The organism is Burkholderia sola (assembly GCF_905400185.1).
Lineage (GTDB): Bacteria > Pseudomonadota > Gammaproteobacteria > Burkholderiales > Burkholderiaceae > Burkholderia > Burkholderia sola.
This window is the reverse complement of the sequence record NZ_FR989675.1, coordinates 2,529,734-2,555,760: the sequence shown is the minus strand read 5'-3', so window position 1 is coordinate 2,555,760 and position 26,027 is coordinate 2,529,734. Positions and strand designations below refer to the sequence as shown.

The following is a 26,027-nucleotide window of genomic DNA, read 5'->3' as shown; positions in this document are numbered from 1 at the left end:
TGTGTCAGGCAGCGGCCTTGGCCTTGCGCGACGCGGTCTCGGACGGTGCGGTGCGCATCACCGTCCAGTAGACGATCTTCAGTTCGCCTTCCATCGTTTCGACGAGCGCGGACAGGCTTTCGACCCAGTCGCCGTCGTTGCAGTACAGCACCCCGTCGATGTCGCGGATCTCGGCCTTGTGGATGTGGCCGCACACGACGCCGTCGCAGCCGCGGCGGCGCGCCTCGTCGGTCATCACGGTCTCGAACTGCGAGATGAAGTTGACCGCGTTCTTGACCTGGTGCTTCAGGTACTGCGACAGCGACCAGTACTGGAAGCCGAGCCGGCTGCGGATCCGGTTGAACCAGCGGTTCAGCACGAGGATCAGCGTGTAGAGCGTGTCGCCGAGGTACGCGAGCCATTTCGCATGCTGGATCACGCCGTCGAACAGGTCGCCGTGCACGATCCACAAACGTTTGCCCGCGAGCGTCGTGTGGAATGCCTCGCCGCGCACCTGGATGTCGCCGAACGCGAGATCGCAGAACTGCCGCGCGCCTTCGTCGTGGTTGCCGGGGATGTAGACGACCTGCGTGCCCTTGCGCGCCTTGCGCAGGATCTTCTGCACGACGTCGTTGTGCGCCTGCGGCCAGTACCAGCCTTTCTTCAGTTGCCAGCCGTCGATGATGTCGCCGACGAGGTACAGGTATTCCGAGTCGTTGTGACGCAGGAAATCCAGCAGGTAGGGCGCCTGACAGCCGCTCGAGCCGAGGTGGATGTCGGACAGCCAGATGGTGCGGTAGCGATGGGCGGACGGCTCGGGGTCGTCGTGCTGCGTGGTGGGCGCGACGGGCGGCTTGTGCGACACCACGCCGTCGGTTGCGCCCGAGCCGGACAGGAACGCAGTGGCGGCGCGGGCGCCGATGGGATGACGAAACAATGAAGTCGCGGACGTTTTCTGGCCCATGCATGACTCGCGCCGGTTGACATTACCGGCATTCCGCCATGCGGGCGTGACTGTACCGTGACAGTCACGAGACGTTCTTATTACGACCGTCGAAGGGTGTTTAGCAGTAAATGAGCGGGCGTTGCGTAAGCTGCCGCACTGAACGGTCGGCGTGTGTCCGGCAGGGCCGTCCTCGATGGAGACGGGTGGGGCGAGCGGCTTTCATCTGGTGAATGCGGCGCGTCAGCGCGGTATCGCGACGACGCGCGTACGCGCGAGCCGGTCGTGCGGGAACTGGCGGCCGGCGTGCAACCGGGCGGCGCCGGCCCACACGACGATCCATGCGGCGGCGAGCGCGAGCGTGACGGGCACCGACAGGCCGAGGAGCGGGTGCAGCGCGAGCGGCGGCAGGAACCACAGCCAGCCGAGCGCGTAGCGGACGAGCGCGTGGCCGGCGCTCAGCGGCCGGCCGCTCGACGACTCGAGCCGCAGCCGCCAGGTTTTCATCGGCAGCGTCTGGCCGCCGTGCGTCCAGAACCACACGAAATACGCGCCGACGACGAGCGCGATCCACGCGGCAAGCAGGTTGTGATGAACGAGGCCGTTGCGTTGCTGCGTCGCGAGGCTGAACGCGAGCCCGGCGAAGAACACGACGCCGAACAGCAGCACGCCTTCGTAGAGCAGCGCGGCGAGGCGCCGCCGCACGGACGGCGCGGCAGCCGGGGTCTCGGGAGCGCGGGCGGTCGCCACGGCGCTCAGGAGCCCTTGAACAGCGAAGGCGCGTCGGCGGGCGACACCGGCAGGGCCGCGGCCGGTGCCGATGCGGTGCCGGACGTGGACGACGCGGGCACCGGCTGCACGACGACGCCGGCCGACGCGGGCGCCGGGGCGGCGGCCGCGCCGCTCGCCGGGTGTTCGTGCGAGTTGACGAGGCGGCGGACGTCACGGTCGGCGACGGTCGGCGGCGCGCTGACGACGCTCGGCCTGCGGCGGCGCTCGGCGGCGGCAAGCCGTTCCTTCTGCTCCTCGGGGAGTTGCTGGTAGGCCTTCCACGCGCGCTCGCGCGCCTGTGCGGACAGCTCCTTCGCGCTCTGGTAGTTCTCGCGCGCGACGCGGCGCTGCTCGGGCGTCATCTTCGCCCATTCGGTCATCCGGTCCTGCAGGCGTTTCTGGTCATCCGGCGACAACTTCGCGAAACGCGATGCGATCTTCAGCCATTTACGCTTGCGGGCGTCGCTGAAGCCGTCCCACTGGTCGGCGAACGGCGCGAGGGCCGCATGCTGCGCCGGCGTGAGGCGTGCCCACGACAGCGGGCCGGCGGCGGCCGGCAGCGGCAGCGGAAGGGGCAGCGGCGGGAGTTCGGTGGTCAGCCCGGTCGCGGTCGACGCGGGCGCGGCGGGGCTGGTGGTCGCGACGGGCGCCGTCGCGGGGGCCGGGTGGAATCGGGGATAGGTGGCGACGTAGGAAACGGCGATCGCGATCACGCATCCGAAAAATACGGCCAGGCCGCGCTTCTGACTCACCCGTGCGATCCCCTCGTTATTGTCTGTTAGTGAGCGCGCGAAAGATACGCGTTGAACCCGTGATCGAGATACGCATTGAGCGGCAGGTCGTCGCTGAGCATCGCCGCGTCGATGTCGGCGAGTTCGGCGGTGCGCTGCATGTCTTCCCAGTACGCGATGCCGACGAGCCCCGCGAGCAGCAACGCGAGCGGCCACGCACGCAGCAGGCGGCGGGCAAACGACGCGTACGGGCGGCCGGCGGGCGGGCGGTTCGCGGGCGTCGGGCCGTAGGCGCCGGCCGCGCCGGCGAAGGCCGGCACGAACACCGGCGCGCTCGCGGCTTCGGGCTTCTTGCGCGCGAGCGCGGCCCGGCGGGCGACGGCCAGCCGGTCGGTGGTCGCGGCCGGCAGCGCGGCCGCGCGCTCGTCCAGCGCGCGGCGCACCTTCAGCGCGAATTCGTGTTCTCGGTTTGCGGAGCTCATAGCGTGATTCCTTTGGCCTTGAGCGCTTGCGCCAGGGTATGAGTGGCTCGCGAGCAGTGCGTCTTGACGCTGCCCTCGGAGCACCCCATTGCGGCGGCAGTCTCGGCGACATCCATATCTTCCCAATAACGCATCAGGAACGCTTCCCGTTGACGCGTCGGAAGCTTCTGGATTTCTTCGTCGATCAGGGCCAGAACCTGCTCTCTTTCGAGGCGGTGCTCGCTGCTCTCGACGCCCGCGTTGTCGTCCGCGGATTCGAGCGTTTCAAGCGGGTCGAAGTCGTCGTCGTCGGTGTTGTTCAGCGACGAGAAGAGCGTCACCCACGTGTTGCGGACCTTCTGCCGGCGGAACCAGTCGTGGATCGCGTTCTGCAGGATCCGCTGAAAAAGCAGCGGCAGCTCGGCGGACGGCCGGTCGCCGTACTTTTCCGCGAGCTTGATCATCGCGTCCTGCACGATGTCGAGCGATGCATCGTCGTCACGTACGGCGTACGCAGCCTGCTTGAACGCGCGCCTTTCGACGCCCGCCAGAAAGTCGGCGAGTTCCTTGTCTGATGCCATTCCGTGAAGGTATGCGCTGCGGCCCGCTGCGTGGTGAAAAAGGTCGAAAAATTTCGTAAAACCCGCGGATGCTATCAAATTTTCATGCGCCTTGGCACCGGGTCGGCCGCCGCACGTTGCGCGCGAACCGCGGCGGCCGGGCGCCGGGCGGCGCGCATGATGCGCTGCGGGATATTTTGCTTGACGGCCCAGCTGCGACCCGCTATTGTCGGCGATTCGCAACATGAAGTGATGGTCTCATTTGAGGCTGGCCCAAGAAGCCCGCCCTTCAAACTGGACGCGCCGCTTGAACCCGAGCCACAAGCCCGGCAGAGAGCACCCGATCAATTTTTTGCCGAAAATTCGAAAGGTCAAAATGAACATGCCCAGCGCGGAATTCTCCACGTCGGAACCCCTTTCCCCTCCCGATAGCGACTCCATCGGCGGTACCGTGCTCATGAAGGCACTGGCCGACGAAAACGTCGAATTCATCTGGGGCTACCCCGGCGGCTCGGTTCTCTACATCTACGACGAGCTGTACAAGCAGGACAAGATTCAGCACGTGCTGGTGCGCCATGAACAGGCGGCCGTGCACGCAGCCGATGCGTATGCGCGCTCCACCGGCAATGTCGGCGTCTGTCTCGTGACGTCCGGCCCCGGTGTCACCAACGCGGTGACCGGCATCGCAACGGCGTACATGGATTCGATCCCGATGGTCGTGATCAGCGGCCAGGTGCCGACTGCCGCGATCGGTCAGGATGCGTTCCAGGAATGCGACACCGTCGGCATCACGCGTCCGTGCGTGAAGCACAACTTCCTCGTGAAGGACGTGCGCGACCTCGCGGAAACCGTCAAGAAGGCGTTCTATATCGCCCGCACCGGCCGTCCTGGCCCGGTGCTGATCGACATCCCGAAGGACATCTCGAAGACGCCGTGCCAGTACGAGCCGGTGAAGAGCGTGTCGCTGCGTTCGTACAATCCGGTCACGAAGGGCCATTCGGGCCAGATCCGCAAGGCCGTGTCGCTGCTGCTGACGGCCAAGCGCCCATACATCTACACGGGTGGCGGCATCATCCTCGCCGACGCGTCGCGCGAGCTGAACCAGTTCGCGGACCTGCTCGGCTACCCGGTCACGAACACGCTGATGGGCCTCGGCGGCTATCGCGCGTCGGACAAGAAATTCCTCGGCATGCTCGGCATGCACGGCACCTACGAAGCGAACATGGCGATGCAGCACTGCGACGTGCTGATCGCGATCGGCGCCCGCTTCGACGACCGCGTGATTGGCGACCCGGCGCACTTCGCGTCGCGCCCGCGCAAGATCATTCACATCGACATCGACCCGTCGTCGATCTCGAAGCGCGTGAAGGTCGACATCCCGATCGTCGGCGACGTGAAGGAAGTGCTGAAGGAGCTGATCGAGCAACTGCAGACGGCCGAGCATGGCCCCGACACCGAGGCGCTCGCGCAATGGTGGAAGGACATCGAGGGCTGGCGCGCGAAAGACTGCCTGAAATACGACCGCGAAAGCGAGATCATCAAGCCGCAGTACGTGGTCGAGAAGGCGTGGGAGTTGACGGACGGCAACGCGTTCGTGTGCTCGGACGTCGGCCAGCACCAGATGTGGGCTGCGCAGTTCTACCGTTTCAACAAGCCGCGTCGCTGGATCAACTCCGGCGGCCTCGGCACGATGGGCTTCGGCCTGCCGGCGGCGATGGGCGTCAAGATGGCCCATCCGGACGAGGACGTGCTGTGCATCACGGGCGAAGGCTCGATCCAGATGTGCATCCAGGAACTGTCGACCTGCCTGCAGTACGACACGCCCGTGAAGATCATTTCGCTGAACAACCGCTACCTCGGCATGGTCCGCCAGTGGCAGCAGATCGAATACAGCAAGCGCTATTCGCATTCGTACATGGATGCGCTGCCCGATTTCGTGAAGCTTGCCGAAGCGTACGGCCACGTCGGCATGCGGATCGAAAAGACTTCGGATGTGGAGCCGGCGCTGAAGGAAGCGCTGCGCCTGAAGGACCGCACCGTGTTTCTCGACTTCCAGACCGATCCGACCGAAAACGTCTGGCCGATGGTACAGGCCGGCAAGGGCATCACCGAGATGCTGCTCGGATCGGAAGATCTGTAACGGCGCGACGCGCGCCCGGCCCGATGCGGCCGCCTTCACGAAGGGCGGTGCGGCACGCGGCGGCGCGCGGCGCGGGTGAATCGACACGGACACATTCTGGAAGAAGCGAACATGAGACACATCATTTCCGTCCTGCTGGAGAACGAACCGGGTGCGCTGTCGCGCGTGGTCGGCCTGTTTTCCGCACGCGGCTACAACATCGAAACCTTGACGGTGGCGCCGACCGAAGACCAATCGCTGTCGCGGCTCACCATCGTTTCCATTGGCTCCGACGACGTGATCGAACAGATCACGAAGCATCTGAACCGCCTGATCGAGGTGGTGAAAGTGGTGGACCTGACCGACGGTGCACACATCGAACGCGAGCTGATGCTGATCAAGGTACGTGCAGTGGGCAAGGAGCGCGAAGAAATGAAGCGGATGTCGGACATTTTCCGCGGCCGCATCATCGACGTGACCGAAAAGACCTACACGATCGAATTGACGGGCGCGAGCGACAAGCTCGACGCATTCATCCAGGGGCTGGACGCCAGCGCGATCCTCGAGACCGTGCGCACCGGCAGCTCCGGCATCGGACGCGGCGAGCGCATCCTGAAGGTGTGATGCCGACATAGCCAGAAATGGCACGCCGGGTGCGCCGTCATGTCCCGGCCCGCAGTACTCCATCCGAACGAATCATTGAATTTTTTGAATTAGCGAAGGAACCATCATGAACGTTTTCTACGACAAAGACGCCGACCTCTCCCTCATCAAGGGCAAGCAAGTCACGATCATCGGCTACGGCTCGCAAGGCCATGCGCACGCGCTGAACCTGAAGGAAAGCGGCGTGAACGTGACGGTCGGCCTGCGCAAGGACGGCGCGTCGTGGAGCAAGGCCGAAAACGCCGGCCTGTCGGTCAAGGAAGTCGCCGAAGCAGTGAAGGGCGCGGACGTCGTCATGATGCTGCTGCCGGACGAGCAGATCGCCGACGTGTACGCGAAGGAAGTGCACGCGAACATCAAGCAGGGCGCGGCGCTCGCGTTCGCGCACGGCTTCAACGTCCACTATGGCCAGGTGATCCCGCGCGCCGACCTCGACGTGATCATGATCGCGCCGAAGGCACCGGGCCACACCGTGCGCGGCACGTACTCGCAAGGTGGCGGCGTGCCGCACCTGATCGCGGTTGCGCAGAACAAGTCGGGCGCGGCGCGCGACATCGCGCTGTCGTACGCGGCGGCGAACGGCGGCGGCCGTGCCGGCATCATCGAGACGAACTTCCGTGAAGAAACCGAAACCGACCTGTTCGGCGAGCAGGCCGTGCTGTGCGGCGGTACCGTCGAGCTGATCAAGGCCGGTTTCGAGACGCTGGTCGAAGCCGGCTACGCGCCGGAAATGGCGTACTTCGAGTGCCTGCACGAACTGAAGCTGATCGTCGACCTGATCTACGAAGGCGGCATCGCGAACATGAACTACTCGATCTCGAACAACGCCGAGTACGGCGAATACGTGACCGGCCCGCGCGTCGTCACGGAAGAGACGAAGAAGGCGATGAAGCAGTGCCTGACCGACATCCAGACGGGCGAGTACGCGAAGAGCTTCATTCTCGAGAACAAGGCGGGCGCGCCGACGCTGCAATCGCGCCGCCGCCTGACGGCCGAGCACCAGATCGAGCAGGTCGGCGCGAAGCTGCGCGCGATGATGCCGTGGATCGCGAAGAACAAGCTCGTCGACCAGACGAAGAACTAAGCACCGATAGAAGCAAAACGTGCTGTTCCGGCCCTTCGAGTGGAGGGTCGGTATCAAAAAGCCGTCCGAAGGCAGCAGTGCCCCGGGCGGCTTTTGCTATCCTACGGGCTTTGCAATTCACCGAACACCGAACGAACCCATGAACTATCCTCATCCGATCATCGCGCGCGAAGGCTGGCCGTTCATCGCGATTGCAGCCGTCATCGCGCTGTTGATCCACGCCGTCGGGGGCTTCGGCTTCGCGTGGCCGTTCTGGCTGCTGCTCGTCTTCGTCGTCCAGTTCTTCCGCGATCCGCAGCGCCCGATCCCGGCGCAGCCGAACGCGGTGCTGTGCCCGGCGGACGGCCGCATCGTCGCGGTCGAGACCGCGCAGGATCCGTACGCGAACCGCGAAGCGCTGAAGATCAGCGTGTTCATGAATGTCTTCAACGTCCATTCGCAGCGTTCGCCGGTCGATGGCGCGATCAGCAAGGTCGAGTACTTCCCGGGTGCGTTCCTGAACGCGGCGATCGACAAGGCGTCGACCGAGAACGAGCGCAATGCGGTCGTGATCCAGACGGCGAGCGGCAAGACCGTCACGTCCGTGCAGATCGCGGGCCTGATCGCCCGCCGGATCCTCTGCTACGTGCGCGCCGGCGAGCCGCTGTCGCGCGGCCAGCGCTACGGTTTCATCCGCTTCGGTTCGCGCGTCGACGTGTACCTGCCGCTCGGCAGCCGCGCGAAGGTGTCGATCGGCGAGAAGGTCTACGCGTCGTCGACGATCCTCGCCGAGCTCGAACAGTAAGCGGCGGGGCGCACGATGGCCGCATTCAAACCGCGTCGGCCGCGTAACGGCTCCGGCCAGACGCCACGCCCGTTCCGCCGCAACAAGGTGATGGCGCCCGATGCGGCGCCGCTCGAAAGCCGCCGCGCCGCGCGCCAGCGGTTCCTGAAGACGCGCGGCATCTATCTGCTGCCGAACGCATTCACGACCGCCGCGCTGTTCTGCGGCTTCTTCGCGGTCGTGCAGGCGATGAACGTCCGCTTCGAGATCGCCGCGATCGCGATTTTCGTCGCGATGGTGCTCGACGGGATGGACGGGCGCGTTGCGCGCATGACGCATACGCAGAGCGCGTTCGGCGAGCAGTTCGACAGCCTGTCGGACATGGTGTCGTTCGGCGTCGCGCCGGCGCTCGTGATGTACGAATGGGTGCTGAAGGATCTCGGCCGCTGGGGCTGGCTCGCCGCGTTCGTCTATTGCTCGGGCGCCGCGCTGCGCCTCGCGCGCTTCAACACGAACATCGGCAGCGTCGACAAGCGTTTCTTCCAGGGGCTGCCGAGCCCGGCCGCCGCCGCGCTGATCGCGGGCTTCGTGTGGCTCGCGACCGACAACCGCGTGCCGATGAAGCTTGGCTGGCTGCCGTGGGTCGCATTCGCGCTGACGATCTACGCGGGCGTGACGATGGTGTCGAACGCACCGTTCTACAGCGGCAAGGCGCTCGACGTGCGGCACCGCGTGCCGTTCGCGGCGATCCTGCTCGTCGTCGTCGCGTTCGTGCTCGTGTCGTCCGATCCGCCGCTGATGCTGTTCTGCCTGTTCGTGCTGTACGGGCTGTCCGGCTATGTGTTCTGGGCCTACCAGGCCATTCGCGGGCGGGCGAACCCGGCGCGCTCGTCGCAGCGCGATCACTGAATCCGCGCGCGATCTGCGATCTGCCCGGAAACGGCGGCCTCGGGGCCGCCGTTTTCATTTGTCCCTTTTTGCTGGCCGGACTGCGTCGGTTCCCGGGCGCCGTCCGATTGCGCGGCCAGCGGAATGTCGCTATAGTCTTCGGCATGACTGCATTTCCCCGCCTCTCCCTCCTTCTAGCCGGTGCGCCGCTACGCGCGCTAGCTTTGGCGCGCCTGCCGCGCTGACCGTTCTCGCCCCCCGTCTCAAGCCTCGTCTGTTGTTGAGCGTCGCCAGCGGTGGCGCGATCTCATTACGTTTGACTTCCGTATAAAAGAGCCCTGGAGCCCCCCATGACAGACAAGCTGATCATTTTCGATACGACGTTGCGTGACGGCGAGCAATCGCCCGGTGCGTCGATGACGAAGGAAGAGAAAATCCGCATTGCGAAGCACCTCGAGCGGATGAAGGTCGACGTGATCGAGGCCGGCTTCGCCGCCAGCTCCAACGGCGATTTCGACGCGATCCACACGATCGCCGGTCTCGTGAAGGACAGCACGATCTGCTCGCTGGCGCGGGCCAACGACAAGGACATCCAGCGCGCGGCGGACGCATTGAAGCCGGCCAACAGCGCGCGGATCCACACGTTCATCGCGACGTCGCCGCTGCACATGGAGAAGAAGCTGCGGATGACGCCGGACCAGGTGTTCGAGCAGGCGCGTCTCGCGGTGCGTTTCGCGCGCAAGTTCACCGACAACGTCGAGTTCTCGCCGGAAGACGGCAGCCGCTCGGATCTCGATTTCCTGTGCCGCGTGCTGGAAGCCGTGATCGCCGAAGGCGCGACGACGATCAACATCGCCGATACGGTCGGCTACGGCGTGCCGGAGCTGTACGGCAACCTCGTGAAGACGCTGCGCGAACGCATTCCGAACTCGGACAAGGCGATCTTCTCGGTGCATTGCCACAACGACCTCGGGATGGCGGTCGCGAACTCGCTCGCCGGCGTGAAGATCGGCGGTGCGCGCCAGATCGAGTGCACGATCAACGGCCTCGGCGAGCGCGCGGGCAACACGTCGCTCGAAGAAATCGTGATGGCCGTGAAGACCCGCAAGGACTACTTCGGCCTCGACGTCGGCATCGACACGACGCAAATCGTGCCGACGTCGAAGCTCGTGTCGCAGATCACCGGTTTCGTCGTGCAGCCGAACAAGGCAGTGGTCGGCGCGAACGCGTTCGCGCACGCGTCGGGCATTCACCAGGACGGCGTGCTGAAGGCGCGCGACACCTACGAGATCATGCGTGCGGAAGACGTGGGCTGGACCGCGAACAAGATCGTGCTCGGCAAGCTGTCGGGCCGCAACGCGTTCAAGCAGCGCCTGCAGGAACTCGGCGTATCGCTCGACAGCGAAGCCGAATTGAATGCCGCGTTCATGCGCTTCAAGGATCTGGCCGACCGCAAGGCGGAGATCTTCGACGAGGACATCATCGCGATCGTGTCCGAGGAATCGGCGCTCGCGCACGAGCAGGAGCACTTCAAGTTCGTGTCGCTGTCGCAGCGTTCGGAAACGGGCGAGCAGCCGCAGGCGAAAATCGTGTTCGCGGTCGAAGGCAAGGAAGTGACCGGCGAGGCGCGCGGCAACGGCCCGGTCGACGCGACGTTCAATGCGATCGAGGGCGAAGTCGGCAGCGGGTCCGAGCTGCTGCTGTACTCGGTGAACGCGATCACGACCGGCACGCAGGCGCAGGGCGAAGTGACGGTCCGGTTGTCGAAGAGCGGGCGGATCGTCAACGGCGTCGGTACCGATCCGGATATCGTCGCCGCGTCCGCGAAAGCGTACATTTCCGCGCTGAACAAGCTGCACTCGAAGGACGACAAGGTCAACCCGCAGCGTTCGTAAGCTGCGCGCGCCGCCGCGCTCATCAGGCAGCCCCGAAACGCCCCGTGCGGCCCTGCGCCGCCCGAGGCGTTTTTTCATTGGCCGCTCATTCGGCGGCCGGCGCGCGGAACAGCCAGCGGCGCGCAGCCGCGCGTGGCGCCGGCTGGCGCCGGCGGAACTCGACCGCGATCCCGCGCCGCGGCGCATCGGCGACGAACGCATCGAGCAGTTCGAGCACGTCGTGATCGATGTAGTCGGCGCGCGTCGCGTCGATGATCACCGCCGCCCGGTCCGGAATGTGGCGCAGGTGGTGCTTGACCTGTACCTTGCCCAGAAACGACACGTCCTTGCGGAACGACAGCAGGAAGTGGTCGTCATGCTGCGCGAGCGTGACGGGGCTCTTCAGGTTCGCGACGGCGACGGCCAGCACGCTGCACGCGAGGCCGAGCGCGATGCCGAACAGCAGGTCGACTGCGAGCACGCCGACGATCGTCGCGGCGAACGGCGCGAACGCGGCCGGGCCTTGCTTCATCACCGAGCGGAACAGCGCCGGTTTCGCGAGCTTCAGACCGGTGTGGATCAGGATCGCGGCCAGGCTCGCGAGCGGGATCAGATTGATCAGGCCGGTGAGCGCGAACACGCTCGCGAGCAGCAGGATCCCGTGCACGATCGCGGACATCCGGCTTTGCGCGCCTGCGTTGACGTTGGCCGAACTGCGCACGATCACCGACGTGATCGGCAGGCCGCCGACCGCGCCCGCGACCAGATTGCCGACGCCCTGGGCCTTCAGTTCGCGATCGGGTTGGGTCGGTCGCCGCTTCGGATCGATCTGTTCGACCGCTTCGAGGCACAGCAGCGTCTCGAGGCTCGCGACGACCGCCAGCGTGATCGCAACCCGCCAGACGTCCGGATTGACCAGGTGCGCGAAGTTCGGGCCGAGCTCCGCATGCTTGAGCGATGCCGCGAGCGTCGCGAACGAGTCGAATTCGGGCAGCGTGACGCGATGCGCGGCGCCCGGTGCGGCTGCCGGTGCGACCATGCCGAGCACGAGCGTCGCGCCGATGCCGAGCACGACGACCGCGAGCGGGGCGGGGACCGAACGCACCCATGCGAAGCGCTTGAGTGCCGGCGTGTCCCACGCGATCAGCAGCGCCAGCGACGCAACCGCGATGGCCGTGGCGGCCCATGCGGTCGGCAGCGTCAGCCAGTTCGCAAACGATTGCGAAGCCGCGCCGCCGATGCCGAATGCGAACGGAATCTGCTTCACGATCAGCAGCAGGCCGATCGCGGCGAGCATGCCCTTGATGACGGGCGACGGCACGTAGGCGGCGAAGCGGCCGGCGCGCAGCATGCCGAAGCCGAACTGCAGCACGCCGGACAGCAACACCGCGAGCAGGAACGCGGAGAAGCTGCCGAGCTGCGCGATGCCTTCGACGACGATCACGACGAGGCCGGCGGCCGGCCCGCTGACGGACAGCGACGAGCCGCTCAGCAGCGCGACGACGATGCCGCCGACGATGCCGGACACGAGCCCGGCGAACGGTTCGACGCCGGAGGCATTGGCGATGCCGAGACAGAGCGGCAACGCGACGAGGAAAACGACGATACCGGCGACGATGTCGCGCGGCAGGGTGGACAGGCGCTCGTTCAGTTTCATGGTTGGGGCGGTTTCGTTGGCGTGGAGGGCAGGGCGCGGGTCAACCGAGCGCGGCGGCGGCGGCAACAGGCTCCGGCTCGGGCTCGGGCTCGGCTTCGGCCGGCGGTGCTGCATAGCCGGAATCGAGCTCCTTCAGGCGGCCGTCGGCGAGCGAAAAGATCCAGCCGTGCACGAGCGGCGGTCGTTCGCGGCCGCGCACGATCGGCGACGCGCGCAGCAGCCGCACCTGTTCGAGCACGTTCAGCTCGGCGAGGCGATCGGCGGCGGCCAGGTCGTCGAGCCCGTCGAGCGTGTCGCGATGGCGCCGCGCGAGCGCGCAGAGCGGCGCGATGCGGCGCGCGACGTGCGGCAGGTCGGCGGGCGGCGGCAGCAGCGATGCGCGCACGCCGCCACACCCGTAGTGACCGCACACGATCACGTGGTCGACCTTCAGCACCCGCACCGCGTACTCGAGCACGCTGGCGGAATTGTCGTCGTCCGGCTGGAACAGGTTCGCGATGTTGCGATGGACGAACAGCTCGCCGGGCGCGCAGTGCGTGATGGTTTCGGCCGGCACGCGGCTGTCGGCGCAGCCGATCCACAGCACGCGCGGGTTCTGGCCGCGCGCGAGCGTGTCGAAGAAGCCGGGCGTGTGTTCGCGCGTCTCGCGGGCCCAGGCAATGTTGGCAACCAGCATGCTCTTGGGGCGGTTCATGAGGACTCCTTTATGAACAAGGCGAATAAATATCGATCGAAATGGCGTACCGACATTCTTTCTAAGTTGAAAGGTTCGATTTCGACTGATATTAGGGGTATGCCCTAGCACTCCGGGTGGGTTGAAACAAATTGTTTCAAATTGATTAGGCGTAGTGCATTGCATGCACCAGCGAGACGCATGACATGCGCCGGGCATGCCTGTTTATGCGCAGGCGCCCGCATGACGGGCCGTTCAGCGTATTGCCATCGAAATATTAACGATCGGAAAAGTTTTCCGTCTTATTCCTGAAATTAAATAACACGACGGAAAAAATGAAATGGCCATTCACGCAATCATTCGTGAATGGCCATTGCGACAATTGCGCGTCAATGCGCAATCGGTCAGAACAGCGTGCGGCGATCGGGATCGTGCAGCGGGTCCGGCGTTTTCTGCGTGGTGCGCAGGATGCCCTGCGGATCGAAGTAGAAGCTGTACATCATGTACCAGACGTTGTCCTCGAGATACCGGTACGTCCACACCTCGCGCTTCATCAGCGGAAAGTAGGAGGTCTCGACCGGGCGTCCGAAATTGACGAGGACGTCGGTCTTCGTCCACTTGCCGATCTCCGCGCGATAGAACTCGCTCGGCTGCAGCACCTGGCGCACGTTGACGATCCGGTGGGCCGCGTCGACGTCGGCCGCGACCGTGATCTCGCCCATTGGCTGGGTCGGCCACATCAGGCGCTTGCCGCCGCCCGGGAGGTCATAGATCTCGCGCGGCGGGCCCATGCGCGCGACGATCGCCGACTCGTCCTGGCCGGCCTGGTATTGCTGCCACGGTTGCGCGCAACCGGCCAGCAGCGCGGCGGCGCAGGCGACCAGCACCGGCAGGCGCGCGGGAATGCGAGAGCGCATCGGATTCTCCAGAACACGGAAACAGGTCCCGTTTTATCACGGACGGCGCGCGATCGTGCATCGGGCGGAAAAAATCGGTGCGGATCGCGCGCCGTCGCGCTTGCGGGCCGCGGGCGCGGCGGCCTATGATCCGCGCTTCTCGGGCAGATTGAAGGGCAGGTTGGCGATGCACGGATGGAAGCGATGCGCGCTCGCGTGGAGCGCGGGGTGGATGCTGGTGTCGTCCGCGTTTGCCGGCGGCGAGCCGGTGCGGATCGCACTGATCGAAGGGATGTCCGGCCCGTTCGCGAACGCGGGCGCGGCGGTCGAGCGCAACCTGCGCTTCGGCGTCGAGCAGGTCAATGCGGCGGGCGGCGTGAAGCTGCGCGACGGCGCGCACCCGCTCGAGCTCGTCGTGCTCGACAGCAAGGGCAGCCCTGAGGAGGCGCTCGTGCAGTTGCGCGCGGCCGCCGACCGCCATGTCGGCTTCGTCGCGCAGGGCAACAGCTCGGCCGTCGCGGCCGCGCTCGTCGCGGCGCTCGACAAGCTGAACGCACGCGATCCGGACAACCGGATGCTGTTGCTGAACTACTCGGCCGACGATCCGGCGCTGACCGGCGCGCGCTGCAGTTTCTGGCATTTCCGCTTCGATGCGCATGCCGGCATGCGGATGGCGGCGCTCGCGGACGTGATGGCGCGCGATCGCGCGCTGCGCAGGGTCTATCTGCTGAACCAGGACTACAGCTTCGGTCACGACGTCAGCACCCTCGCTCGGCAGGCGCTGGCCGCGCGGCGCCCGGACGTGACGATCGCCGGCGACGAATTCCACCCGATCGGCCGGATCAAGGATTTCTCGCCGTACATCGCGAAGATCCGCGCGAGCGGCGCGGACGCCGTCGTGACCGGCAACTGGGGCAACGACCTCACGCTGCTCGTGAAGGCGGCGCGCGAACAGGGGCTCAACGCCAAGTTCTATACGTTCTACGGCAACAGCCTCGGCGCGCCGGCGGCCCTGGGTGACGCGGGTGTCGGCCGCGTCGTGGCGGTAGCCGACTGGCACCCGAACGCGGGCGGCGCCGCGTCCGACGCGTTTTACCGCGCGTTCCGGACCCGTTTTCCGGCCGCCCAGGACGACTACCCGGTGCGGCGGATGAGCCAGATGATCCAGATGCTGGCCGCCGCGATGACCCGTGCGGGTTCGGCCGACCCAGTCGCGGTCGCGCGTGCGCTCGAGGGGCTGTCGTTCGACGACGGCTTCCACGCGTCGCGGATGCGCGCGCAGGATCACCAGCTGATCCAGCCCCTTTACGTGATGGAAATGGACAAGGCCGGCACGCCGGGCGTGCGCTTCGACAACGAGGCATCGGGCTACGGCTTCCGGACGGCGCTCGCGGTGCCGGCGCAACGCACGGAGATGCCGTCGACGTGCTCGATGACGCGCCCGTGACGGGAAGCGCCAAGAACGGCACCGAGTTGTGCTACAATGCGCGCCGGTTGTAAGTCACGGCACGGCCATTCTTCCGTGTCCGCCTGTTCAGTTAGAAAGGAAATCACATGTCTGTTGCAGATATCAAGAAGTCGGAAGTCGTTGCTCAGTTCGCCCGCGGTACCAACGACACGGGGTCGCCCGAAGTCCAGGTCGCACTGCTGACCGCACGTATCGTCGAACTGACGGGTCACTTCAAGACCCACGCGAAGGATCACCACAGCCGCCGCGGTCTGCTGCGCATGGTGAGCCGCCGCCGCAAGCTGCTCGACTACCTCAAGGGCAAGGATGCCGACCGTTACCGCGCACTGATCGAGAAGCTGGGTCTGCGTAAGTAATCGAGGCGATTGCCGCCAGCAAGATGCCTGTGTCAGTCCGCTGATACAGGCATTTTGTTTTTGCGCGGTGCGTAGCGTCACACGCACCGCAGGCGCTCCCGCACGTTCGTACGGGGCCGCCGCCACGACCGATACCGGGGCAGGATTTGTGTCATTCCAGCGCGTCGCTGCTTGAGCGCCGCGCTGGAATGGCATAAAAAACACACCTTGCTCCGGGTGATTCGGTCGGGACGCCGCCGCGCGGGATGGCCGGCGCGGCGAATGAAATGCATGAATACAAAGGAGCAACCATGTCCATGTTCAACAAGGTCGTGAAGGAATTCCAATGGGGCCAGCACAAGGTGCGCCTCGAAACCGGTGAAGTCGCCCGCCAGGCGAGCGGCGCCGTGATCGTCGACGTCGAAGACACCGTCGTGCTGGCAACCGTCGTCGGCGCGAAGTCGGCGAAGCCGGGCCAGGATTTCTTCCCGCTGACCGTCGACTACCTCGAGAAGACCTACTCGGCCGGCAAGATTCCGGGCGGCTTCTTCCGCCGCGAAGGCCGTCCGTCGGAGCACGAGACGCTGACGTCGCGCCTGATCGACCGTCCGCTGCGCCCGCTGTTCCCGGAAGGCTTCTACAACGAAGTCCAGGTCGTGATCCACGTGCTGTCCGTGAACCCGGAAATCCCGGCGGACATCCCCGCGCTGATCGGCGCATCGGCCGCGCTCGCCGTGTCGGGCCTGCCGTTCAACGGCCCGGTCGGTGCCGCGCGTGTCGCATACATCGACAACGCATACGTGCTGAACCCGACGCGTGACCAGCTCAAGGCATCGAGCCTCGACCTCGTCGTCGCGGGTACGGAGCGCGCCGTGCTGATGGTCGAGTCGGAAGCCGATCAACTGTCGGAAGAAGTGATGCTGGGCGCCGTGGTGTTCGGCCACGAGCAGATGCAGATCGCGATCGACGCGATCCACGAGCTGGTGCGCGACGGCGGCAAGCCCGAGTGGGACTGGCAGCCGGCGCCGAAGAACGAGGCGCTGATCGCCCGCGTGACCGAGCTGGCGCAGAACGATCTGCTCGCCGCTTACCAGTTGCGCGACAAGCAGGCGCGTTCGGCGAAGCTGAAGGAAGTCTACGCGGCGACGTCGGCGAAGCTCGAGGAAGACGCGCTGGCGGCCGGTACGGTCGCGGCCGACAAGGCCACGGTCGGCAACGTGCTGTTCGACATCGAGGCGAAGATCGTCCGTTCGCAGATCCTGAACGGCGAGCCGCGCATCGACGGCCGCGACACGCGCACCGTGCGCCCGATCGAGATCCGCACCGGCGTGCTGCCGCGTACCCACGGCTCGGCGCTGTTCACGCGCGGCGAAACGCAGGCGCTGGTCGTCGCGACGCTCGGCACGAAGGGTGACGAGCAGATCATCGACGCGCTCGAAGGCGAATACCGCGAGCGCTTCATGCTCCACTACAACATGCCCCCGTTCGCGACCGGCGAAACGGGCCGCGTCGGCTCGCCGAAGCGTCGCGAAATCGGCCACGGCCGTCTGGCCAAGCGCGCGCTGGTCAAGTGCCTGCCGAGCGCCGACGAATTCGGCTACTCGATCCGCGTCGTGTCGGAAATCACCGAATCGAACGGTTCGTCGTCGATGGCATCGGTGTGCGGCGGCTGCCTCGCGCTGATGGACGCCGGCGTGCCGATGAAGGCGCACGTCGCGGGTATCGCGATGGGCCTGATCCTCGAAGGCAACAAGTTCGCGGTGCTGACCGACATCCTCGGCGACGAAGATCACCTCGGCGACATGGACTTCAAGGTGGCCGGCACCGAGCAAGGCGTGACGGCACTGCAGATGGACATCAAGATCCAGGGCATCACGAAGGAAATCATGCAGGTCGCGCTCGCGCAGGCGAAGGAAGGCCGCATGCACATCCTCGGCAAGATGACGTCGGCGGTGTCGGGTGCGAACACGCAACTGTCGGAATTCGCGCCGCGCATGATCACGGTCAAGATCAACCCGGAAAAGATCCGCGACGTGATCGGCAAGGGCGGTTCGGTGATCCGCGCGCTGACCGAGGAAACGGGCACGACCATCGACATCTCGGACGACGGCGTCGTGACGATCGCGAGCACGAGCAGCGAAGGCATGGCCGAAGCGAAGAAGCGCATCGAGCAGATCACGGCTGAAATCGAAGTCGGCCAGGTGTACGAAGGCACGGTGCTCAAGCTGCTCGATTTCGGTGCGATCGTGAACCTGCTGCCGGGCAAGGACGGTCTGCTGCACATCTCGGAAATCGTCAACGAGCGTGTGAAGGACATCAACGACTACCTGAAGGAAGGTCAGCAGGTGAAGGTCAAGGTGATCCAGACGGACGAGAAGGGTCGCGTGCGTCTGTCGGCCAAGGCGCTGCTGAATGAAGCAGCGGCGGCAGCGCAGTCGGATACGCCGCCGCAGCAGTAAGCGGACAGGCGGACCAACGGCCGGCAGTGCGAAAGCGTGCCGGCCGTTTTTTCTGTAGCATCGTTGTGCGGCGCAGCAGCGCCGGCGAGGCGCCCGCGCCGTGCGCACGGGCGTGCCATCCGATTCCGATCCTGGAGCGATTCTCACCATGAAAGCCATCGAAATCACCGAATTCGGCGCCCCCGACGTGCTGAAGCTCGCGGAGCGTCCGCGCCCCGAACCGAAGCGCGGCGAAGTGCTGATCAAGGTGGCGGCTTCCGGCGTGAACCGGCCCGACGTGTTCCAGCGCAAGGGCGCCTATGCGCCGCCGCCGGGTGCGTCGGATCTGCCGGGCCTCGAGGTCGCGGGCGAGATCGTCGGCGGCGACGTGTCCGATGCGGCGCTGAACCCGTTCGGCCTGAAGCTCGGCGATCGCGTGTGCGCGCTGCTCGCGGGCGGCGGCTATGCCGAATATGCGGTCGCGCCGCTGCCGCAGTGCCTGCCGGTGCCGGACGGCCTCACCGATGTCGAGGCCGCCTCGCTGCCCGAAACGTTTTTCACCGTGTGGAGCAACGTGTTCGACCGTGCGCAGCTCGGCGCGGGCGAGGGCGGCGAGCAGGAGACGCTGCTCGTGCAGGGCGGCTCGAGCGGCATCGGCGTGACGGCGATCCAGATCGCGCATGCGCTCGGCTTTCGCGTGTTCGCGACGGCCGGCACCGCCGACAAGTGCCGCGCGTGCGAGGCGCTCGGCGCCGAGCGCGCGATCGACTACAAGACCGAAGACTTCGTCGAAGTCGTGAAGTCGCTGACGCACGATCGCGGCGTTGACGTGATCCTCGACATGGTGGCGGGCTCGTACGTGCCGCGCGAGCTGTCCGCGCTCGCGGACGGCGGCCGTCTCGTGCTGATCGCGCTGCTCGGCGGCGCGAAGGCCGAGGTCAACCTGAACGAGATCCTGCGCCGCCGGCTGACGGTGACGGGCTCGACGCTGCGCCCGCGCCCGGTCGAGTTCAAGGCGCGCATCGCCGCGCAGTTGAAGGCGCGCGTGTGGCCGCTGCTGGCCGACGGTCGCATCAAGCCCGTGATCTATCGTGTGCTGCCGGCCGGCGAGGCCGCGCAAGCGCATGCGCTGATGGAAAGCGGCGAGCACATCGGCAAGATCGTGCTCGATTGGGGTACGAACGCGTGACGGCCCGCGCAGCGGGCTTGACATACGCGGTTTGACCGGTTCAAGCCGCGCGCAGTAAAATCGCGGGTTTGCTTCGCCAGATCCAACCTGACGGCCGGGTTCCGGCACGTTAATGACAAGATAGTGACGAGACAGACACGATGTCGAAACAACGAACAAAGCGAGTGATCGGCAACTGGAAGATGCACGGCCGGCTGGCCGGCAACCAGGCGCTGCTGAACGAAGTGGTGCAGGGTGCGGGCGCGGTGGCGGCTGAAACGTCGATCGGCGTGTGCGTGCCGTTCCCGTATCTCGCGCAGGTTCAGGCGCAGCTCGGCGGTGGCCGTGTCGCGTTCGGCGCGCAGGACGTGTCCGCGCACGAGCAAGGCGCGTTCACCGGCGAGGTGGCGGCCGCGATGGTGGCGGAGTTCGGCGCGCAGTATGCGATCGTCGGCCATTCGGAGCGTCGCGCGTATCACGGCGAAAGCAGCGAGACGGTCGCCGCGAAAGCGCAACGCGCGCTCGCGGCAGGCCTCACGCCGGTCGTGTGCGTCGGCGAGACGCTCGACGAGCGCGAATCGGGTGCGACCGAGCAGGTCGTCGGTGCGCAGCTCGACGCGGTGCTGGCCGTGCTGACGGCTGACGAAGCTGTCCGCATCGTCGTCGCGTACGAGCCGGTCTGGGCGATCGGTACGGGCAAGAGCGCGACGTCGGCGCAGGCGCAGGACGTGCACGCGTTCCTGCGTACGCGTCTCGCGGCGAAGGGTGCGGCGGACGTGTCCGTGCTGTACGGCGGCAGCGTGAAGCCGGACAACGCGGAAGAGCTGTTTGCTCAGCCGGACATCGACGGTGGCCTGATCGGCGGCGCGTCGCTGAAGGCGGAAGATTTCCTGGCGATCTGCCGGGCCGCGCGTTGAGCGGTCCGAGATCGAATTGAACCATGACGGCGGCCGGTCGGTCCGGTCGCCCGATCCAATCGGGTGGGTGTGATGCTGTTATTCAAGACGTTGATTATTGTGGTGCAGGTGCTGTCTGCGCTCGGCGTGATCGGGCTCGTGCTGCTGCAGCATGGCAAGGGTGCCGACATGGGCGCCGCGTTCGGCAGCGGCGCGTCGGGCAGCCTGTTTGGTGCGACGGGCTCGGCGAACTTCCTGTCGCGCACGACGGGCATTCTCGCGGCGATCTTCTTCGTCGCGACGCTCGCGCTGACGTACCTCGGTTCGTACAAGTCGACGCCGTCGGCAGGCGTGCTCGGCACGGCAGCGACCGCGCCGGCATCGGCGCCGGCTGTCGCGGCGTCCGCCGCAGCCGCTTCGGCCGCAAGCGCGCCGGGCCAGGATGTCCCGAAATAAAAAGTTAATTTTTTTGCGGTTGTGCGTTGAACAAATCCGGAACTCGGGTTAGAATTTAATTCTTGAAGCGATTCGCGGGAACAAGCAGCACAACCCGAGTTGCATGCAGTGCCGACGTGGTGAAATTGGTAGACACGCTATCTTGAGGGGGTAGTGGCGAAAGCTGTGCGAGTTCGAGTCTCGCCGTCGGCACCAAAGTTACTCAATGCCAGCCGCTTCTAGTGGCTGGCATTTTTCATTTCTGGGGTGGGCTTGCGGTTGTCTTGCGATCGCCTGTACTCCGAAATGATTCCTTCCGCCGGAAGTGGTATTCTCCGGACGCTCAGAACCAACCGATAGAGGATTGCCTTGAACCTCGCAGCCTATTACCCCGTCTTGTTGTTCCTCCTCGTGGGCACTGGTTTAGGTATAGCGCTGGTCAGCATCGGCAAGCTCCTTGGTCCCAACAAGCCGGACGTCGAGAAGAACGCACCGTACGAGTGCGGCTTCGAAGCCTTTGAAGACGCCCGGATGAAGTTCGACGTTCGGTATTACCTCGTCGCCATCCTGTTCATCATCTTCGATCTCGAAACCGCATTCCTGTTCCCGTGGGGCGTCGCGCTCCGGGACATCGGCTGGCCGGGTTTCATCGCAATGATGATTTTTCTGCTCGAATTCCTGCTGGGCTTTGCCTATATCTGGAAGAAAGGCGGCCTCGACTGGGAGTGATGGGTTAATCGCCGGTTTGCATGGGCGGCCACGCTCGGTCGCTCGTCTGGAGTGGAAAGCAAATGAGTATCGAAGGGGTCTTGAAGGAAGGGTTTGTCACCACGACGGCTGACAAGCTGATCAACTGGACGCGTACCGGCTCGCTGTGGCCGATGACGTTCGGGCTCGCGTGTTGCGCCGTCGAGATGATGCATGCGGGCGCCGCCCGTTACGATCTGGACCGGTTCGGTGTCGTGTTCCGTCCGAGCCCGCGTCAGTCGGACGTGATGATCGTCGCCGGCACGCTGTGCAACAAGATGGCGCCCGCGCTGCGCCGCGTGTACGACCAGATGGCCGAGCCGCGCTGGGTGATCTCGATGGGGTCGTGCGCGAACGGCGGTGGTTACTACCACTACTCGTACTCGGTGGTCCGCGGCTGCGACCGGATCGTGCCGGTCGACGTCTACGTGCCGGGCTGTCCGCCCACGGCCGAGGCGCTGGTCTACGGCGTGATCCAGCTTCAGGCGAAGATCCGCCGCACCAATACCATCGCCCGTCAATAAAGCCCCGAGCGTCCCCTCAATATGGCAAGCAAACTCGAGACCCTGAAGGCAAACCTCGAAGCCGCGCTCGGCGCGCGCGTGGTGAGCCTCACCGAAGCGATCGGTGAACTGACGCTCGTCGTGAAGGCGAGCGATTACCTCGAAGTCGCAAAGACGCTGCGCGACGATCCGAAGCTCCGTTTCGAGCAACTGATCGACCTCTGCGGCGTCGACTACCAGACCTTCGGCGACGGCGCCTACGACGGCCCGCGCTTCGCGGCCGTGTCGCACCTGCTGTCGGTCACGAACAACTGGCGTCTGCGCCTGCGCGCGTTCGCGCCGGACGACGATCTGCCGATCGTGGCGTCGCTGGTCGACATCTGGACCTCGGCGAACTGGTACGAGCGCGAAGCGTTCGACCTGTACGGCATCGTGTTCGAAGGCCACCCCGACCTGCGCCGCATCCTCACCGACTACGGCTTCATCGGTCACCCGTTCCGCAAGGACTTCCCGGTGTCGGGCTACGTCGAAATGCGTTACGACCCGGAAGAGAAGCGGGTCGTGTACCAGCCGGTGACGATCGAGCCGCGCGAAATCACGCCGCGCGTGATCCGCGAGGATCGCTATGGCGGTCTGAAACATTAAGGGGGCGTCATGGCAGAAATCAAGAACTACACGCTCAACTTCGGCCCGCAGCACCCGGCAGCGCACGGCGTGCTGCGCCTCGTGCTCGAGCTCGACGGCGAAGTCATCCAGCGTGCCGATCCGCACATCGGCCTGCTGCACCGCGCGACCGAAAAGCTCGCGGAATCCAAGACCTTCATCCAGTCCGTGCCGTACATGGACCGTCTCGACTACGTGTCGATGATGGTCAACGAGCACGGCTACGTGCTCGCGATCGAAAAGCTGCTCGGCATCGACGTGCCGGAGCGCGCGCAGTACATCCGCGTGCTGTTCGACGAAATCACGCGCGTGCTGAACCACCTGATGTGGATCGGCGCGCATGCGCTCGACGTCGGCGCGATGGCCGTATTCCTGTACGCGTTCCGCGAACGCGAAGACCTGATGGACGTGTACGAAGCGGTGTCCGGCGCCCGGATGCACGCGGCCTACTATCGTCCGGGCGGCGTCTATCGCGATCTGCCTGACGCAATGCCGCAATACAAGGCGTCGAAGATTCGCAACGAGAAGGCGCTCGCGAAGATGAACGAAGCGCGCAGCGGCTCGGTGCTCGACTTCATCGACGATTTCTTCACGCGCTTCCCGAAGTGCGTCGACGAATACGAAACGCTGCTGACCGACAACCGGATCTGGAAACAGCGTCTGGTCGGGATCGGCGTGGTGAGCCCGGAACGTGCGCTGCAGATGGGCCTGACGGGCCCGATGCTGCGCGGCTCGGGCATCGCGTGGGACCTGCGCAAGAAGCAGCCCTACGAAGTGTACGACCGGATGGATTTCGACGTGCCGGTCGGCGTGAACGGCGATTGCTACGACCGCTATCTGGTGCGCGTCGAAGAAATGCGCCAGTCGATCCGCATCGCGAAACAGTGTATTGAGTGGCTCCGCAAGAATCCGGGCCCGGTGATGACGGACAATCACAAGGTTGCCCCGCCGTCGCGCGTCGGCATGAAGACCAACATGGAAGACTTGATTCACCACTTCAAGCTTTTCACCGAAGGTTTCCATGTGCCGGAAGGCGAAGCGTACGCGGCGGTCGAGCATCCGAAGGGTGAGTTCGGCATCTATCTCGTGTCGGATGGCGCCAACAAGCCGTATCGCCTCAAGATTCGCGCGCCGGGTTTCGCGCACCTGGCGTCGCTCGACGAAATGGCGCGCGGTCACATGATCGCCGACGCCGTCACGATCATCGGTACGCAGGACATCGTGTTCGGCGAAATCGATCGCTAATGGTTGCGCCGCCCGCGCGCGGGCGGCGAGCAGTCAGTCGCACGCGAAGTCACAAGCGGTATGCGCCGAACCGGCGCGGCTTCGCAAGCTGTCAACAGAGTGAGCGCCAGGTCTGCCGTCCATGCACCCCAGTGTGCGGCAGGTTGTTCGTTCGGTAGGAATTGAAAGAGTCGTGTCTGAAAATGATCTCAGCTGAAGGCCTGAAGGAAATCGATCGAGCGTTGACGAAGTATCCCGCCGATCAGAAACAGTCCGCCGTGATGTCGGCGTTGGCCGTGGCTCAAGAAGAGCATGGCTGGCTGTCGCCCGAACTGATGCAGTTCGTCGCGGACTATCTCGGCATGCCGGCGGTCGCCGTGCAGGAAGTCGCGACGTTCTACACGATGTACGAGCTCAAACCGGTCGGCAAGCACAAGATCACGCTCTGCACGAACCTGCCGTGCCAGCTCGGCCCGCACGGCGGCGCGGAAGCGACTGCCGACTACCTGAAACAGAAGCTGGGCATCGGCTTCGGCGAGACCACGCCCGACGGCAGGTTCACGCTGAAGGAAGGCGAATGCATGGGCTCGTGCGGCGATGCGCCGGTGCTGCTGGTGAACAATCACAGAATGTGCAGCTTCATGAGCCGCGAGAAGATCGACCAGCTGCTTGAGGAGCTCTCGAAATGACGTCCCTCCACGACCGTCACATCAAACCGCTGATCCTCGCTGGTCTGAACGGCGAGAACTGGCACCTCGAAGACTACGTTGCGCGCGGCGGCTACAAGCAGTTGCGCCGCATTCTCGAAGAAAAGATTCCGCCCGAGCAGGTGATCGCCGACGTGAAGGCGTCGGGCCTGCGCGGCCGCGGCGGTGCGGGCTTCCCGACCGGCCTGAAGTGGAGCTTCATGCCGCGTCAGTTCCCGGGGCAGAAGTACCTCGTCTGCAACTCGGACGAAGGCGAGCCGGGCACGTTCAAGGATCGCGACATCCTGCGCTGGAACCCGCACGCGCTGATCGAAGGCATGGCCATCGGCGCATACGCGATGGGCATCACCGTCGGCTACAACTACATCCACGGCGAGATCTTCGAAGTGTATCGACGCTTCGAAGCCGCGCTGGATGAAGCGCGCGCGGCCGGGTTCCTCGGCGACAACATCATGGGCTCGGAATTCTCGTTCCAGCTGCACGCGCACCACGGTTACGGCGCGTACATCTGCGGCGAGGAAACGGCGCTGCTCGAGTCGCTCGAAGGCAAGAAGGGCCAGCCGCGCTTCAAGCCGCCGTTCCCGGCGAGCTTCGGCGTGTACGGCAAGCCGACCACGATCAACAACACCGAGACGTTCGCCGCGGTGCCGTTCCTGCTGTCCATCGGGCCGCAGAATTACCTCGAGATCGGCAAGCCGAACAACGGCGGCACGAAGATTTTCTCGGTGTCGGGCGACGTCGAGCGTCCGGGCAACTACGAAGTGCCGCTCGGCACGCCGTTCGCGACGCTGATGGAGCTCGCCGGCGGGATGCGCGGCGGCAAGAAGATCAAGGCCGTGATTCCGGGCGGTTCGTCGGCGCCGGTGATCCCGGGCGACATCATGATGCAGACGGATCTCGACTACGATTCGATCGCGAAGGCGGGCTCGATGCTCGGTTCCGGCGCGGTGATCGTGATGGACGAGACGCGCTGCATGGTGCGCTCGCTGCTGCGCCTGTCGTACTTCTACTACGAGGAATCGTGCGGCCAGTGCACGCCGTGCCGTGAAGGCACCGGCTGGCTGTATCGCGTCGTGAATCGTATCGAGCACGGCGAAGGGCGCCAGGAAGATCTGGACCTGCTGAACTCGGTGGCCGAGAACATCATGGGCCGCACGATCTGTGCGCTCGGCGATGCGGCGGCGATGCCGGTTCGCGGGATGCTCAAGCACTACTGGGACGAATTCGCGTACCACGTCGAGCACAAGCATTGCATGGTCGGCGGTCACGCGCCGCATGTGGCTTCGGCTGCGGCGGCCTGAAGCGAAACACCCGGTTGCGGAATTTGAGCGCACGGTCGGGCGAAGGCGCGAACGGGCGGAAATAGGTTAAGGACCATTCA

The 26,027-nt window shown here is 65.4% G+C and carries 26 protein-coding genes and 1 tRNA gene; 19 read left to right on the top strand and 8 right to left on the bottom strand.

Features of this window, described 5'->3' with window-relative positions; translation table 11 throughout:
- Nucleotides 1-4: 4 nt before the first annotated feature.
- The 5 genes from KR541_RS11745 to KR541_RS11725 all read right to left on the bottom strand — a co-directional run bounded on the left by KR541_RS11745 (nt 5) and on the right by KR541_RS11725 (nt 3,466).
- Nucleotides 5-943 carry a UDP-2,3-diacylglucosamine diphosphatase gene (locus KR541_RS11745; RefSeq protein WP_050016440.1) on the bottom strand — a complete coding sequence of 313 codons (939 nt, stop codon included), beginning with the start codon at nt 941-943 and terminating at the stop codon, nt 5-7.
- Nucleotides 944-1,165: 222 nt separating this feature from the next.
- Nucleotides 1,166-1,672, bottom strand: a complete 507-nt coding sequence (locus KR541_RS11740; RefSeq protein ID WP_050016442.1) for an RDD family protein — start codon at nt 1,670-1,672, stop codon at nt 1,166-1,168.
- Between the two features lie 5 nt (nt 1,673-1,677).
- Entirely contained in the window at nt 1,678-2,445 is a 768-nt protein-coding gene (locus tag KR541_RS11735) for a DUF3106 domain-containing protein (protein WP_050016444.1), read from the bottom strand.
- Between the two features lie 26 nt (nt 2,446-2,471).
- Nucleotides 2,472-2,906, bottom strand: coding sequence for a DUF3619 family protein (locus KR541_RS11730; protein ID WP_089488685.1), 435 nt, complete (start codon nt 2,904-2,906; stop codon nt 2,472-2,474).
- Entirely contained in the window at nt 2,903-3,466 is a 564-nt protein-coding gene (locus tag KR541_RS11725; protein WP_006491033.1) for an RNA polymerase sigma factor, read from the bottom strand. The genes KR541_RS11730 and KR541_RS11725 overlap by 4 nt, the downstream gene beginning before the upstream one ends.
- A 355-nt stretch (nt 3,467-3,821) precedes the next feature.
- Here KR541_RS11725 and KR541_RS11720 point away from each other — a divergent pair, with 355 nt between their 5' ends.
- The 6 genes from KR541_RS11720 to KR541_RS11695 all read left to right on the top strand — a co-directional run bounded on the left by KR541_RS11720 (nt 3,822) and on the right by KR541_RS11695 (nt 10,857).
- Nucleotides 3,822-5,585 (top strand): acetolactate synthase 3 catalytic subunit, encoded by a 1,764-nt coding sequence (locus KR541_RS11720; RefSeq protein ID WP_216089546.1) that lies wholly within the window; start codon nt 3,822-3,824, stop codon nt 5,583-5,585.
- 111 nt (nt 5,586-5,696) lie between these two features.
- Nucleotides 5,697-6,188: an acetolactate synthase small subunit gene (gene ilvN, locus KR541_RS11715; RefSeq protein ID WP_006750445.1), complete on the top strand. Its 492-nt coding sequence runs from the start codon at nt 5,697-5,699 to the stop codon at nt 6,186-6,188.
- A gap of 106 nt (nt 6,189-6,294) precedes the next feature.
- Nucleotides 6,295-7,311 carry a ketol-acid reductoisomerase gene (gene ilvC, locus KR541_RS11710; protein WP_034190794.1) on the top strand — a complete coding sequence of 339 codons (1,017 nt, stop codon included), beginning with the start codon at nt 6,295-6,297 and terminating at the stop codon, nt 7,309-7,311.
- 139 nt (nt 7,312-7,450) lie between these two features.
- Nucleotides 7,451-8,095 carry a phosphatidylserine decarboxylase gene (locus KR541_RS11705; protein ID WP_006491035.1) on the top strand — a complete coding sequence of 215 codons (645 nt, stop codon included), beginning with the start codon at nt 7,451-7,453 and terminating at the stop codon, nt 8,093-8,095.
- 15 nt (nt 8,096-8,110) lie between these two features.
- Complete coding sequence (gene pssA, locus KR541_RS11700; protein ID WP_050016452.1) at nt 8,111-8,983, top strand: CDP-diacylglycerol--serine O-phosphatidyltransferase; 873 nt, start codon at nt 8,111-8,113, stop codon at nt 8,981-8,983.
- 329 nt (nt 8,984-9,312) lie between these two features.
- Nucleotides 9,313-10,857 (top strand): 2-isopropylmalate synthase, encoded by a 1,545-nt coding sequence (locus KR541_RS11695; protein WP_050016453.1) that lies wholly within the window; start codon nt 9,313-9,315, stop codon nt 10,855-10,857.
- Between the two features lie 85 nt (nt 10,858-10,942).
- Here KR541_RS11695 and KR541_RS11690 read toward each other — a convergent pair whose 3' ends face one another.
- The 3 genes from KR541_RS11690 to KR541_RS11680 all read right to left on the bottom strand — a co-directional run bounded on the left by KR541_RS11690 (nt 10,943) and on the right by KR541_RS11680 (nt 14,083).
- Nucleotides 10,943-12,493: a SulP family inorganic anion transporter gene (locus KR541_RS11690; RefSeq protein ID WP_050016455.1), complete on the bottom strand. Its 1,551-nt coding sequence runs from the start codon at nt 12,491-12,493 to the stop codon at nt 10,943-10,945.
- A gap of 40 nt (nt 12,494-12,533) precedes the next feature.
- Nucleotides 12,534-13,187, bottom strand: coding sequence for a carbonic anhydrase (locus KR541_RS11685; protein WP_050016456.1), 654 nt, complete (start codon nt 13,185-13,187; stop codon nt 12,534-12,536).
- Between the two features lie 383 nt (nt 13,188-13,570).
- Nucleotides 13,571-14,083 carry a hypothetical protein gene (locus KR541_RS11680; protein WP_050016457.1) on the bottom strand — a complete coding sequence of 171 codons (513 nt, stop codon included), beginning with the start codon at nt 14,081-14,083 and terminating at the stop codon, nt 13,571-13,573.
- 166 nt (nt 14,084-14,249) lie between these two features.
- On the opposite strand from KR541_RS11680, the gene KR541_RS11675 reads away from it, so the two are divergent.
- From KR541_RS11675 to nuoF, 13 genes are all read left to right on the top strand, one after another.
- On the top strand, nt 14,250-15,509 hold the full coding sequence (locus KR541_RS11675) for a branched-chain amino acid ABC transporter substrate-binding protein (protein ID WP_089488683.1): 1,260 nt from the start codon (nt 14,250-14,252) through the stop codon (nt 15,507-15,509).
- Between the two features lie 107 nt (nt 15,510-15,616).
- Entirely contained in the window at nt 15,617-15,886 is a 270-nt protein-coding gene (gene rpsO, locus KR541_RS11670; protein WP_006398792.1) for a 30S ribosomal protein S15, read from the top strand.
- Nucleotides 15,887-16,176: 290 nt separating this feature from the next.
- The gene (gene pnp, locus KR541_RS11665; protein WP_050016459.1) at nt 16,177-18,324 is read left to right on the top strand and encodes a polyribonucleotide nucleotidyltransferase; all 2,148 of its coding nucleotides are present in this window, start codon (nt 16,177-16,179) and stop codon (nt 18,322-18,324) included.
- Between the two features lie 148 nt (nt 18,325-18,472).
- Nucleotides 18,473-19,492, top strand: a complete 1,020-nt coding sequence (locus KR541_RS11660) for an NAD(P)H-quinone oxidoreductase (protein WP_050016461.1) — start codon at nt 18,473-18,475, stop codon at nt 19,490-19,492.
- Nucleotides 19,493-19,632: 140 nt separating this feature from the next.
- Entirely contained in the window at nt 19,633-20,388 is a 756-nt protein-coding gene (gene tpiA / locus KR541_RS11655; RefSeq protein WP_050016464.1) for a triose-phosphate isomerase, read from the top strand.
- Between the two features lie 72 nt (nt 20,389-20,460).
- On the top strand, nt 20,461-20,823 hold the full coding sequence (gene secG / locus KR541_RS11650) for a preprotein translocase subunit SecG (protein ID WP_050016466.1): 363 nt from the start codon (nt 20,461-20,463) through the stop codon (nt 20,821-20,823).
- Nucleotides 20,824-20,933: 110 nt separating this feature from the next.
- A tRNA-Leu gene (locus tag KR541_RS11645) sits at nt 20,934-21,018 on the top strand.
- A gap of 153 nt (nt 21,019-21,171) precedes the next feature.
- Nucleotides 21,172-21,531 (top strand): NADH-quinone oxidoreductase subunit A, encoded by a 360-nt coding sequence (locus KR541_RS11640; RefSeq protein WP_006398798.1) that lies wholly within the window; start codon nt 21,172-21,174, stop codon nt 21,529-21,531.
- Nucleotides 21,532-21,593: 62 nt separating this feature from the next.
- Complete coding sequence (locus KR541_RS11635) at nt 21,594-22,073, top strand: NuoB/complex I 20 kDa subunit family protein (protein WP_006398799.1); 480 nt, start codon at nt 21,594-21,596, stop codon at nt 22,071-22,073.
- Between the two features lie 21 nt (nt 22,074-22,094).
- Nucleotides 22,095-22,697: an NADH-quinone oxidoreductase subunit C gene (locus KR541_RS11630; protein WP_216089545.1), complete on the top strand. Its 603-nt coding sequence runs from the start codon at nt 22,095-22,097 to the stop codon at nt 22,695-22,697.
- Between the two features lie 9 nt (nt 22,698-22,706).
- Complete coding sequence (locus KR541_RS11625; protein WP_034184888.1) at nt 22,707-23,960, top strand: NADH-quinone oxidoreductase subunit D; 1,254 nt, start codon at nt 22,707-22,709, stop codon at nt 23,958-23,960.
- 182 nt (nt 23,961-24,142) lie between these two features.
- Entirely contained in the window at nt 24,143-24,628 is a 486-nt protein-coding gene (nuoE, locus tag KR541_RS11620; RefSeq protein ID WP_050016470.1) for an NADH-quinone oxidoreductase subunit NuoE, read from the top strand.
- Complete coding sequence (nuoF, locus tag KR541_RS11615; protein WP_017331620.1) at nt 24,625-25,947, top strand: NADH-quinone oxidoreductase subunit NuoF; 1,323 nt, start codon at nt 24,625-24,627, stop codon at nt 25,945-25,947. The genes nuoE and nuoF overlap by 4 nt, the downstream gene beginning before the upstream one ends.
- Nucleotides 25,948-26,027: the final 80 nt, after the last annotated feature.